Raw genomic sequence first — 12,452 nt, 5'->3', positions numbered from 1 at the left:
CGGTCGTGTCCGCGCCGCTTGGCTGCCGCACGCCGGCTCGTCGGTCTCCCTTGATCGCGCAGGCGCAGGCGCGGACAGGTATACGAGGGCAGGGGGCGGCCCCCAACAAGCCCGGCACAGGGCTGGGGTATGCTGATTCGCATGTATTGGAGTCAACGATGAACGCACCACCTCGCATCGCCTTTCTTGCCAGTCCTGCCGAACCGGCAGTGACCGCGCGCGCACGTCTGGTGCAGCGCTACGGCGACCATTCGCTGGACACTGCCGACATCGTGTGCGCCCTGGGCGGAGATGGCTTCATGCTGCAGACCCTGCATCGGCATGGTGCTTCCGACAAGCCGGTGTTCGGCATGAAGCTGGGCTCGGTCGGGTTCCTGATGAACCACTACCGCGACGACGAAGACAATCTGCTCGCGCGCCTGCAACGTGCCGAGCCCGCCTACCTGCGTCCGCTGGAAATGCTGGTGCAGACCGAGTCCGGGACCAGCGCAGGCTCGCTGGCCTATAACGAGGTCTCGCTGTTGCGGCAGACCCGTCAAGCCGCGCATTTGAGCGTGGACCTCAACGGCCAGACCCGCATCGCCGAGCTGATCGGCGACGGCGTGATGGTCGCCACCCCGGCCGGCAGCACCGCGTACAACTATTCCGCACATGGGCCGATCCTGCCGCTGGGTTCGCATACCCTGGCGCTGACTCCGATCGCCCCTTACCGCCCGCGTCGCTGGCGTGGCGCCATCCTCAAGGCCGATACCGAGGTGCGTTTCCGCGTGTTGGACCCGTACAAGCGCCCGGTCAGCGTCACCGCCGACTCGCACGAGATCCGCGACGTGGTCGAAGTGACCATCCGCGAATCCACGCAGCGCCAGGTGACGCTGCTGTTCGATCCCGAACACAATCTGGAAGAACGCATTTTCAGCGAGCAGTTCGCGGTGTGAGGGGCGGGGATTGGGCATTGGGCATTCGGGATTGGAAACGGCAGCAGCACGGCACGTAGTCTTTAGAATCGCGCGCACGCGCTACGATGCTGCGCGGATGCGCGATTAAGTCCCGACTTCCGGTTACTGCTTCAACCAATTCCCCACTCCCGATTCCCGAATCCCGGCCCCCAAATGACCGACAACTCCCCCAGGCTCCTGACCGTCGCGGTGACCTCGCGTGCGCTGTTCGATCTCGAAGAAGGCCATGCGCTGTTCGAGGCCGACGGCGTGGAGGCGTATTCGACGTTCCAGCGCGAGCACGAGGACGACATCCTGGAGCCGGGCGTGGCCTTTCCGGTGGTGCGCAAGCTGCTGGCGCTCAACCATGACGTGCCCGAAGACACCCCGCGCGTGGAGGTGATTCTGCTGTCGCGCAATTCTGCCGATACAGGCTTGCGCATCTTCAATTCGATCCAGCACTACAACCTGGGCATCGTGCGCGCGACCTTTACCTCCGGCGAGCCGACCTGGCCGTATGTGAAGCCGTTCGGTACCGATCTGTTTCTGTCGGCCAATCCGGAGTCGGTGCGGCGAGCGCTCACCCATGGCATCGCGGCGGCGACCATCATGCCGCGCGCACCGGGCGAGCGTGCCGAGGCTGCGGCGGCGATCGTGGACAACGACGAAAGCCGTTTGTCCACGCAGCTGCGTATCGCCTTCGACGGCGATGCGGTGATCTTCGGCGACGAGAGCGAGCGCATCTCGCGGGAGCAGGGCGTGGAGGCGTTTGGACGCCATGAGCGCGAGCGCGCACGCGAACCGTTATCGGTCGGGCCCTTCCGTAATTTCCTGTCGGCGCTGCATGCGCTGCAGTCGGCGTTTCCGCCCGGCGAGGCGTCGCCGATCCGTACCGCGCTGGTCACCGCGCGCTCGGCACCGGCGCACGAGCGGGTGATCCGTACCCTGCGCGAGTGGGGCGTGCGTCTGGACGAGGCGTTGTTCCTCGGCGGGCGGCACAAGGGGCCGTTCCTGGAAGCGTTTGGCGCGGATATCTTCTTTGACGATTCGCAGCACAACATCGATAGCGCGCGGCAACACCAGCACGTGGCGGCCGGCCATGTGCCACATGGCGTGGCCAACGACCCGCCGAGCAGATGAGCGATACACCGCGCACGCCCGGGGCCGCCGCGGTGCGCGCCACCTGGCGCACGCTGGAGCTGTCTTTCGCCGATGACACCGTGCAGACGCGCATGGCGCGCTGGGCGCCGCATTGGTTGCTGCTGCCGTATACCCGCAGCATGCTGGCCGCGCTGTGGCTGCAGCCGCAGCCCGCGCGCATCGGCATCATCGGCTTCGGCGGCGGCGCGCAAGCCACGTTCTGCCACCGTTATCTGCGCACCACGCGCACCGAGGCGGTGGACGCCGATGCGCAGGTACTGGCGTTGCGCGATACGTTTGGCGTGCCGCGTGACGATGCACGGCTGGAGGTCACCCACGGCGACGGTGCGCAGTGGATCAGCTCCCGCGTCGGCCGCTACGACCTGTTGTTGCTGGATGCCTACGATGCGCACGGCATTCCGCCGGCATTGCGCACACCCGAGTTCTACGCCGATTGCCGCGCTGCACTCACCCCGGGCGGTGTGCTGGCGCTGAATCTCTACGCCGTGCCGGTGGCCGATCATCTGGCGCAGCTGCGTGCGCTCTTCGAAGGCCACGTGCTGTTGCTTGCCGAGGCGGATCCGCGCAATCAGGTGCTTTACGCCTGGAATGGCAAGCGCACCCCGCAGACGGCCGAGCAGGTGCTGGCGACGCTGCCATGGTCGGCGCGCCGGCAGTTGCGAGCGCCGATGTCGCGGCTGCAGGCGGCATGGATGGAGCGGGCCTGGCGGTTTGCCTGAGGCCGGATGTCAGGCGGCTGCCGGCAGCGTCTTGTTGCGAGATCTGCGCTGCGCGACATGCGCGGCGGCACTGCGTTTCGCTGTTACCGGGTCGGCGGCGCGGTATCTGCCAGCGGCAGCTGGATGTCGGTCAGTCGCCAGCGCAGGCCTTGCCGGGTCAGCACGAAGACCACCGGTGCGCCGGTCGCAGTGTGCGTTGTGGCAGTGAAGCGGCGGCTGGATTCGAAGCGTTGTTCGGCAGCCTGCAGCGGGCGCGCAGGCGATGGCGCTGCATAGGTATCGGCATTGACGGTATCGCCGCTGACGCGATTCCAGACGCTATGGCCCTGCAGCAGCGCACCGATGCCCAGTGGCGTGACCAGGGTGTCCACGCCCGCACCGCTGATGCCGCTGGCAAGCTGCAAGGCGAATCCGCCGAACAGGCTCGATTGCAGGCTGCTGCCGGCCTGGCGAATCAGGTAATCGTCCAGCTGCGCCTTGAGGTTGACCCGCAGACTGGGGAAATCCACGTGGCGCTCCAGTTGCCCGGCATCACGATCGGCAATCGCTTGGCTGATCCCGCGAATGGCCAGGTACGGGCCGGCAACCACGTAACCGGCCACTAACAGCACGGCCAGTAAGGGCAGTAGCAGCCAGCGCTTTTTCATGGTTCCCCTTCCGGTGCGGTTGATGGCGGCGACGATATCGATGGCTGCGAATGCGCAGCGAAACACCGCCACCGGCCGTTGACTGACGGCGCAGCTTCGATCGCTCCGCGCGCGCTGCGCTGCATCAAAATTCCAGGTCCAGCGCGGCGCACAGGTAATCGACAAACGGCGCCAGTACCACCAGATCCGCTTCGACGGTCTGGCGCAGGCGCGGGCCGGTCATGGTGGCGTCGTCCAGGTGGCGCAGATAGGCCCAGTTGCGATGCTTGAGATCGTCGATGAATTCGAAATCGTTGGGAAACCCGCGCGGTGCACGCACCAGTTTCTCGCTGTCGTCCAATGCAAATTTGCGGCGCAGTTTTGGTTCGTACGCGGCTGCTTTCCAGTTGGCGGGATTGTCGAAGATGAACTGGCGCAGTTTGCGCTGGGTGTCCGGCTCCGGATGCCACAGCCCCGCGCCGACAAAGCTCTCGCCCGGCTGCAGATGGAGATAGAACGAGGGCGCCGGCACCTGGCGACGGCGTGCATGAAACAGCCGCGCGCCCTGCCAGTTCTTGTAGGGCGATTTGTCGTTGGAAAACCGCGCATCGCGATAGATGCGGAACAGTGAGCCACCCTGGGTCTTTGGATCGGCGCGATAGTGTTCGCTGACCTCGGCCAGCGCCGGCTGCAGATCGGTGATGAGCTGCAGAAACGGCTGGCGCACATGCGCCTCGTACTGATGCCGGTGGTCATTGAACCAGGTCTTGTCGTTGTGGCGCGCCAGGGCGCGCAAGAACTTGAAGCTGGCGTCGGAAAAATAAGTGGTCATAGCGTGCGTTGGAGGTCCGAACCCCAGGCGGCGAGCTGATCGAGCAGGGTCTGTTTGGTAGCATCGTCGCAGTGAGCAAGCCGTAAATCCGCGATCTGCGCATGGAACTGATCGAGCGTGACTTCGCCCAGGCCACGGTCTTCGAGCAGGCGTTGACGGCGGTACGCGTTCCAGCGTTCCTGCTCGTCGAACGAAAGCGTCTGCGGCCAGTTGCGCGCACGGTAACGGAACAGCAGCTCGATCAGGCGTGGGTCGCGAAAGCGCGATTCCAGCGCGCCAAGCTCGGCCGGTGCGCTGGCCCGCACCTGTGCCAGCAGCCGCTTGTCGCCTTCGGCGAGGAAACCGTCGTAGAGCGATGCATCAGCATCGTTGACCGCTGGCGCCGCAGCGCGCTCGCTGCCATACACCTGGCGGACCTTTTCAGCCAGCTCGGGGCCGAGTTCGCGCAGGCGTGCGGCCTTGGCCAGCACGGCGTCGCGGTCCACGCCCAGGCGCTGCAAATCCGCCTCGCGCAGATGCTGCCAGGCCACCAGCGCGGGCGACTTGTTCAGATGCACTTCCTTCAATGGAATGCGCTGCTCGCCTTCGGGTAGATCGGCGGCGCGGATATACAGTCGGTCGGCGATCTCGTCCGGGCTCAAGCGCAACAGCACGTCCGGGTCGCCGTCCAGATCGAACACGATCACGCGGCTGTCGATGCGCGGATGGCGCGTCAACGGCAGCACGGCGGCGGCGCACATGCGCGAGGCCGGATAACGCTGCGAGATATGCAGCACCGGCTGCATGGCGATGACGTCCAGCAGCGTGGCGGCAAAGCGCTTGTCGCGTAGGCGCAGTGCGTAGTCCCATAGTTTGGGTTGATGCTGCTGGAATTTGCGCGCCATGCCGATGGTGGCGTACACGTCCGACAGCGCCTCGTGCGCATCGCCCTCGCGCACCGCGTTGGCATCGGCCAGGTGTTCGAGCTTGAACGAGGTGGCGCCGTCTTCGCGCTGCGGCCAGACGATGCCATCCGGGCGCAGCGCATGCACCAGCCGCAACACGTCGAGCAGATCCCAGCGCGAATTACCGCCGCGCCACTCGCGCTCGTATGGGTCGTAGAAATTGCGGAACAGCCCGCAGCGCACGAATTCGTCGTCGAAGCGGATCGAGTTGTAGCCCAGTGTGCAGGTCTGCGGCCGGCTCATCTGCTCGGAGATGCGCGCGAACGCTTCGGCCTCGCTCACGCCTTCGCGCAGTGCGTGTTGCGGGGTGATGCCGGTGACCATGGTCGCGTACGGGGAGGGCAGCAGATCGTCGGCCGGCTGTACGAAGAAGCTGATCGGTTCTTCGATCACGCGCAGTTGCGCATCGGTGCGCACCGCGGCGAACTGCGCGATGCGCGTGCGGCGCGGGTCCTGGCCGAAGGTTTCCAGGTCGTAGAAGAGAAAGCTGTCAGCCATGCCGTATGAAATCCAGATCTGCGGCGCGCTGTGGAGCGCGCCGCCGGTGCTGCCTAGTATCTCTCATCCGCACGCCGGCACGCTGACGCCGGCCTGTGCAGGCGGATCAGTGCGCGCCTTCCAGCGGCTGCAGACGCGCATGCACGACCGCTTCCAGCGCTGCCCAGTCGATGCGCGACAGGTCGGTATGCCCGCGTGTGGCCTCGACCAGGATCTCGCGCTGGATCTCGCTGCGCGCCAGGGCGATCGAATAACGCGTGCGCAGGAAGGTCACCATCGTGTAATGCGGCACGAAACGGGTGGGCCAGCGCGCCTGCAGTTGCTGTTCGAGCGCGCGCTGCAGCAGGAAGTCGGGATCGTCGACGCGGTCGCGCATCTCCAGGTAGTTTTCCAGCGCCATCTGCTGGATCGCGGCCGCATCGTCGCGACGTGCGGCTTCGAACGCGGCGAACGCGGTTTCCAGGTCGTCGTGCGTGTCCAGTTGCTGTGCCAGCGCCACGCAATCTTCGAACGCGCAATTCATGCCCTGGCCGTGGAAAGGCACCATCGCATGCGCGGCGTCGCCGATCAGCAGGGCGCGACCATCCAGATGCCAGCGGTCCAGCGTCAAGGTGCCGAGCAGTCCGGGCGGATGTTCTTCCCAATGTTCCTTGAGTTGCGGGATCAGCGGCAAGGCATCCGGGAAATCGCGCGCGAACAAGGCCAGCGCTTCGTCGCCGGTGCGCGTGGTGGCAAAGCTCGGCTCACCCGCGTTGGGCAGAAACAGCGTGACGGTGAAGGTGCCGCCATCGTTGGGCAGTGCGATGCACATATAGCGCCCGCGCGGCCAGATGTGCAGCGCATTGCGCTCGATGCGAAACCCCCCGCCCGGCAGCGGCGGAATTTCCAGTTCCTTGTACGAATGATCGAGGAATTCGGTGCGCTCGCCCAGCGGCGATTTGCGTTGCATCGCCGCGCGTAACGCCGAACCGGCGCCATCGCTGCCGATCAGGCTCTGGAAATGGATTTCGTGCGGCTGGTCGTCGCGGTCGTCGATGAAGCGCGCGTAGCCGGCGTCGAAGTCCACGGTGTGCAGGCGGCGGTAAAAATGCACGCGTGCGCCGGACTGTTCGGCCAGATCCAGCAACGCGACATTCAACGCGGCGCGGTGGATCGACCAGATCACCTCGCTGTCGTCGCGCCCATAGCGCTGCAGCTGCGGCTCCCCAACCAACGGATGCACCATGCGCCCGCGCATCATCACCGCCTTGGCCATCACCGCCTCTTCGGCGCCGGCCTGGCGCAGCGCATGGCGGCCGCGTTCGGCCAATGCCAGGTTGATCGAGCGGCCGGATTCGTAGCCTTTGATGCGCGGATCGCCGCGGCGCTCGTACACAGTGACCTGCCAGCCGCGACGCGACAGCAGGATGGCCAGCAGGCAACCGGCCAGGCCGGCACCGATCAATGTCAGGGAACGAGGAGAGACTGCGTTCAATGCGATATCCAGCAGCGGCCGGACGCGAATGCCGGCAGGAAATGAGAGTGGCGCGACCAGCGCCGGTGCGAGGCGTGGTCAGCTGAGTGAAAGTGAGAAATCTGTGGGTGCCTGTGCCTTACCGCGCCGCTGTGTACGCGTCGCGCTCAGCCGGCAGCCCAGCGTTCCACCTGCTCCACAAACTGGTGCAGATCGCAGAAACGGTTGTAGGAAGGCACCGGTGCGATGCGGATCACGTCCGGTTCGCGCCAGTCGCCAAGCACGCCGACCGACTGCAGATATTCGAACAGAGCACGTCCTTGCGTACGTCCACCGGCCACCCGCAACGACAGCTGGCAGCCGCGTCGCGCTGGCTCGGCCGGGGTGAGGATCTGCAGCACCTGCGGCACGCGGGCATGGATCAGCTGCTCCAGATGCCCGGTCAGTTGTTCGGATTTCGCACGCAGCGCCGGCATGCCGGCCTGATCGAACAGCTCCAGCGACGCCCGCAGCGGCGCCAGCGCCAGCACCGGCGGATTGCTCAGCTGCCAGCCTTCGGCGCCGGGCGAGGGCACGAATTGCGGGTCCATACGGAAACGGGTCTGCTGCTCGTGCCCCCACCAACCGGCCATGCGCGGCAAATCGCTGTTGGCATGGCGTTCGTGCACAAAACAACCGCCCACCGCGCCGGGGCCGGCGTTGAGATATTTGTAATGGCACCACACCGCGAAATCCACGCCATCGTCGTGCAGCGTCAGCGGGATATTGCCGACCGCGTGCGCCAGATCGAAGCCCACCGCCGCGCCCTGTGCGCGTGCCAGCCGCGCGATGTCGCCCAGCTCGAACGCCTGGCCGGTGCGGTACTGGATGCCGGGCCACAGCACCAACGCAAGCCGTGGACCATGCTGCGCGATGGCAGCGGCGATCGCGTCCATCGACAGCGTGCCATTGGGTTCGTCGGCTTCCACTTCGATCAGCTGCGTGGCCGGATCCAGACCACGCAGGCGCAGTTGCGATTCCACCGCATGGCGGTCGGAGGGAAACGCACCGGCTTCGATCAGGATCGCGCCGCGCTCTGGCGTGGGACGGTAGAAGCTGGCCATCATCAGGTGCAGGTTGACGCTCAGCGTATTCATCGCGACCACTTCGCCGGGCAGCGCGCCGACCACGCGTGCCAGTCCATCGCGTACCAGCTGGTGGTAGGTCAGCCACTGGGTGGGGCCGGTGAAGTGGCCTTCCACTGCGAGTGCGCCCCACTGGTCGAGCACCTCGGCCACCATCGCGCGTGCGGCACGCGGTTGCAGGCCCAGCGAATTGCCGACGAAATAGGTCTGGTCCTGGCCGCCATGCTGCGGGAACACGAAGGCATCGCGCAGGTGGCGCAGCGGGTCGGCGGCATCCAGTGCAACGGCATGGGCGCGGGACAGCGGGTCGGTCATCACTAGGCTCGCAACGCAGGTTAGTGGCGCAGTTTACCTGCCGGCATCGTGTGCACCGTCATGCACGGCTGGTGGCTCGGCCGAGGCATCGGCGGAGGCTGGTCGGGCAGGGCGTAATAGATGGGTCAACGTGCCAATAATGTCGGTGATGCGGTCGACGGTGTCGGCCAGTGCAGCGGTGCTGGGCGAGCCATCGGGCAAGGCGGCTAATGCATCGGAGAGGCCGCGCTCGGCGCTACGCAAGGTGGCTGCTGCGGGAATGCCGCCGTGGATCAGGCAGTCGATCAGTTCCGACAATGCCTGGTCGGCCTGTTCAGCAAAGGCGGGCAGCGCTTCGAGCGTGGGCAAGGCGTGGCCATCGCGCAGCACCGCTTCCAGCGACAAGGTGGCGCGAATCAGCCGGTTACCGTTGGCCAGCAGCGATTCGGCGAGCGTGAGTTCGTGCAGATTGCGCCGGCTGCGCGGCTCGCCGCGCAGGCGCTCGATCGAGGCCTGCGCATTGGTGCGCGCCACGCGCGCGGCGGCGCGGGTATCGCTCAGATCCTCCATCTGGCCGAGCAACAAGTTGCGTAGATGGTCGCGGTAGGCGGTCAACAGCTGCGCCAGCGAAGCGCGGATATGCCGGCGCTCGCGCGTGGGCCACAGCGCGTAGGCGATCAACGCCCATGCGCTGCCGGCGACCGTCGCCTGCAGGCGCGCACCGACGGCCTCGCCCGGGGCCACGCCCTCGAAGGACAACAGCAGCACCAGCATGCCGGTCAAAAACGCCACGCCGATGCCGTAGTTCACCTGCGTCAACAAGCGGAAGCCCAGGCAGAACACTGCCAGCAGGAGCATGCGGATGCTGGCGCCATCCATCGCCAGATGCGCCAGCACTGTGGCGACCAGCAAACCGACGAAGGTGCCGGCCACACGCAAGGCGCCGAAGCTGAGAGTGCCGCCGAAATCCGGCTTGAGTACGATGGCGGTGGTCATCGGAATCCAGAAGCCGTGCGGAATCTGCTGCCAGCGCTGGAAGGCGATCGCCAGCGCCAGACAGACGCCACAGCGCACCGCATGCCGGAACGCCACCGACGACAGATCCAGATTGGCGCGCAGCGTGGCCCAGGTCGCTGCGGGCCTGAGTGCCGCAGGCAGGCGCGCTTCGGCCAATTGCGCCTGGATTTCGCCACGGCTGCTGGCCCAATGCGCGTTGCGGATGAGTGCGCGCAACTGGCCGCCCAGGCCTTGCGCGCGCGCCACCGCCACACGCACCAGCCGGCGCTCGCGGGTATCGGCATTGTCGTGTTGCAGGTGCGCCAGCGCAGCGACCAGATCGTCGAAGCCGGTCATCGAGGCATTGGCGGCGACCGGATCTTCGCCCATCGTCATCGCATACGCGAGTTGTTCCAGCACGATCGCGCTGCGTTCGAGCACGCGCTCGATCGCAGCGCGCGCCTGCGAGTCGGTCAGGCGGGTGTCGGCATCGGCCAGCGACAGCAGCTCCAGCCGCACCCGATCGCAGAGCTCGGCGATGATGCGAAAGCTCTGTACGGCGATCGCGCGCGAGCGATGCTCGCCGTGCAGCATCACCATCGCATCGAGCACTTCCTGCGTTGCAGGGGGCGCTGCGCTGGCTTCCGGGCGTTGTCGTGCGATGCCCGCCAGTTGCCGCATCAGATCGGCAAGTGCGAAGCGCTCCGGGCGATAGCGTTGCAGCGGCCATGCGGCCAATGCCAATACGACCTGGAGCAAGCCACCGGCGAAGATCAACGCTGCCACGCCCGGTGCCTGTTCCACCGGCAGGCGCATATCGGCGCTGATCACCAACAGGATCATGCTGGTCAGCCCGACCCGCGCCGCCACCGGGCCGAGCGCCACCAGCAAGCCGCCGCCGAGGCCGAGCAACAAGCCGGCAACGACCAGCGCAGGGGTGTGGTGGCCGACCCAGATGCCGAGCAGCGCGGCCAGCCCTGCTGCCAGCGCGGCCATCAACATGCGTTGCAGGCGTGCACGATATGGGCCGGGCTGGTCGGTGAACATGGTGTTGAGCGCGCCGGTGCACACGGCCAGACCGGCCGCGACCTGCCCGGTCGCCACGCCGAGCGCCAACGGCAACATTACTGCGGCGGTATTGCGCAGCGCGACGCGCAGCGGCACGTCGCGCGGTTTGAGGTCGATCAGGGTGCGCAGCATGGTGCAGATGTCGGTGCGCGCGAACGGCCCAGCAGACCACGAGGGCCGACTGGCGCATCGGACCGGCGCATCCGCGACGAGCGGTTGCTGCAAACATCTGCTGGCGATGTGCCGGTCATGCCGTTTGCGGCGCCTTGGGTCCGGTAGCGCCCAGCCAATGCAAGCCAGTGGCGCCGGCAAGCACTGATGACACCGATGGCGCGCTAACCCAGGTCAATCGCATCGCGTTACACCGGCTCGTTGCGGGCGCATGCCAGCGCCGATTCAGGCGTCAAGCGTGGCATAACGCTCCGGCGCGGGGTGCAGGTGTCCGCACTGTGCGCAGGTGCGCAACGCGAGCGACCGGTAGAAGTGATCGAACACCGGCGGAAAATCGGTTTCGATGTTGTGCAGCGGAAACATCGCTTCGTACAGTTTGTGGTTGCACTGCGGGCAATACCACTGCAAGCCGTCCTGCTCGTGCGCAAGACGCTCGCGCTCGATCACCAGGCCGATCGAGCCGGCGGCGCGTTGCGGCGAATGCGGCACTTTCGGTGGCAGCAGAAAGATCTCGCCGGCGCGGATCGGAATATCGCGCGCGACGCCTTCGTCCTGCACCTTGAGCACCATCTCCCCTTCAAGCTGGAAGAACCACTCCGGGCCTTCGTCGTAATGATAGTCGGTGCGCGCGTTGGGCCCGCCGACGACCATGATGATGAAGCCGTCCTGCTGGATGCACTTGTTGCCGACCGGCGGCTTGAGCAGGTGGCGGTGTTGCTCGATCCAGGCATGCAGGTTGATCGGCGGGACCAGCATCGACGTTCCTCGGCAAAGAAGGCGTCCAGCATAGCCAACCTGCGGCGCCGATGGGCGCCGCGGTGAGACGGTGTGCGGGTGCGGCTCAGCGTTCGGCGTGATCGGCCTGGATCTGGACCAGTGCCGCGTCGTAGCGTTCCTGCAGCAGCTCGGGGCGGTCGATCGACATGCCCAGGTCATGCGCACGTCCGTCGCGCAGGCTATAGACCCAGCCATGCACGCAGAGCTGCTGGCCGCGGTCCCAGGCATCGCGCACGATGGTGGTGCGGCACACATTGACCACCTGCTCGAGCACGTTGAGCTCGCACAGCCGCGCGTGCTGCAGCGACAGGTCGCCGGCATCGTGCAGGCAGGCCTCGTGCTTGTCGGCCACATCGGTGACGTGGCGGATCCAGTTGTCGACCAGGCCCATGCGCTTCTGGGTCAGGCTGGCAAACACGCCGCCGCAACCGTAATGGCCGACCACCAGCACGTGCTTGACCTTGAGCACGTCCACGGCGAACTGGATCACCGACAGGCAGTTCAGATCGGTGTGCACCACCACGTTGGCGATATTGCGATGGACGAACACCTCGCCCGGCGCCATGTCGATGATCTGGTTGGCCGGCACGCGCGAGTCCGAGCAGCCGATCCACAGGTACTCGGGCGTCTGCTGGGTGGACAGTTTGGAAAAGAATTCCGGATCCTCGCGGTGGATGCGCTCGGACCAGGCACGGTTGTTTTCAAGTAAATGGTTGAGCTCGTTCATGGGGGGCAGTATTCCAGAAAACGCGATCGTGGTGGCCCCTGCCGGGGGCCGGGATGAATCAGCTTTCAGGCTCGGTAGTATCGGTGAACGGCCGATGTCAGGCCATTGCGCCGATGCGGAAACTGGC

At 66.2% G+C, this 12,452-nt stretch carries 11 protein-coding genes; 3 read left to right on the top strand and 8 right to left on the bottom strand.

Features of this window, described 5'->3' with window-relative positions; translation table 11 throughout:
* Positions 1–158 precede the first annotated feature (158 nt).
* From GGR61_RS00360 to GGR61_RS00350, 3 genes are all read left to right on the top strand, one after another.
* Positions 159–935 carry an NAD kinase gene (locus GGR61_RS00360; RefSeq protein WP_184406212.1) on the top strand — a complete coding sequence of 259 codons (777 nt, stop codon included), beginning with the start codon at positions 159–161 and terminating at the stop codon, positions 933–935.
* 174 nt (positions 936–1,109) lie between these two features.
* Positions 1,110–2,075: a 5'-nucleotidase gene (locus tag GGR61_RS00355; protein ID WP_184406213.1), complete on the top strand. Its 966-nt coding sequence runs from the start codon at positions 1,110–1,112 to the stop codon at positions 2,073–2,075.
* Positions 2,072–2,815 (top strand): transferase, encoded by a 744-nt coding sequence (locus GGR61_RS00350; RefSeq protein WP_184620085.1) that lies wholly within the window; start codon positions 2,072–2,074, stop codon positions 2,813–2,815. The genes GGR61_RS00355 and GGR61_RS00350 overlap by 4 nt, the downstream gene beginning before the upstream one ends.
* Positions 2,816–2,898: 83 nt before the next feature.
* Here the strand turns inward: GGR61_RS00350 and GGR61_RS00345 are convergent, their stop codons facing one another.
* The 8 genes from GGR61_RS00345 to can all read right to left on the bottom strand — a co-directional run bounded on the left by GGR61_RS00345 (position 2,899) and on the right by can (position 12,325).
* The gene (locus GGR61_RS00345) at positions 2,899–3,462 is read right to left on the bottom strand and encodes a DUF2939 domain-containing protein (protein ID WP_184620084.1); all 564 of its coding nucleotides are present in this window, start codon (positions 3,460–3,462) and stop codon (positions 2,899–2,901) included.
* A gap of 124 nt (positions 3,463–3,586) precedes the next feature.
* Positions 3,587–4,273, bottom strand: a complete 687-nt coding sequence (locus tag GGR61_RS00340) for a DUF2461 domain-containing protein (protein ID WP_184620083.1) — start codon at positions 4,271–4,273, stop codon at positions 3,587–3,589.
* Positions 4,270–5,715 (bottom strand): exodeoxyribonuclease I, encoded by a 1,446-nt coding sequence (sbcB, locus tag GGR61_RS00335; protein ID WP_184620082.1) that lies wholly within the window; start codon positions 5,713–5,715, stop codon positions 4,270–4,272. The genes GGR61_RS00340 and sbcB overlap by 4 nt, the downstream gene beginning before the upstream one ends.
* A 106-nt stretch (positions 5,716–5,821) precedes the next feature.
* Positions 5,822–7,189 carry an NAD(P)/FAD-dependent oxidoreductase gene (locus tag GGR61_RS00330; RefSeq protein ID WP_184406218.1) on the bottom strand — a complete coding sequence of 456 codons (1,368 nt, stop codon included), beginning with the start codon at positions 7,187–7,189 and terminating at the stop codon, positions 5,822–5,824.
* Positions 7,190–7,335: 146 nt separating this feature from the next.
* A complete protein-coding gene (gene kynU, locus GGR61_RS00325) occupies positions 7,336–8,607 on the bottom strand; it encodes a kynureninase (RefSeq protein ID WP_184620081.1) in 1,272 nt (423 codons plus the stop codon).
* 33 nt (positions 8,608–8,640) lie between these two features.
* The gene (locus GGR61_RS00320; protein ID WP_184620080.1) at positions 8,641–10,782 is read right to left on the bottom strand and encodes an FUSC family protein; all 2,142 of its coding nucleotides are present in this window, start codon (positions 10,780–10,782) and stop codon (positions 8,641–8,643) included.
* Between the two features lie 264 nt (positions 10,783–11,046).
* Positions 11,047–11,577 (bottom strand): 3-hydroxyanthranilate 3,4-dioxygenase, encoded by a 531-nt coding sequence (locus GGR61_RS00315; RefSeq protein WP_184406221.1) that lies wholly within the window; start codon positions 11,575–11,577, stop codon positions 11,047–11,049.
* An 85-nt stretch (positions 11,578–11,662) separates the two neighbouring features.
* Positions 11,663–12,325 carry a carbonate dehydratase gene (gene can / locus GGR61_RS00310; protein ID WP_184406222.1) on the bottom strand — a complete coding sequence of 221 codons (663 nt, stop codon included), beginning with the start codon at positions 12,323–12,325 and terminating at the stop codon, positions 11,663–11,665.
* Positions 12,326–12,452 lie beyond the last annotated feature (127 nt).

Source organism: Xanthomonas sp. 3058 (genome assembly GCF_014199765.1).
Taxonomy (GTDB): domain Bacteria; phylum Pseudomonadota; class Gammaproteobacteria; order Xanthomonadales; family Xanthomonadaceae; genus Xanthomonas; species Xanthomonas campestris_B.
Note: the sequence above shows the minus strand (reverse complement) of the source record. Positions and strands in the feature narration are given on the sequence as shown.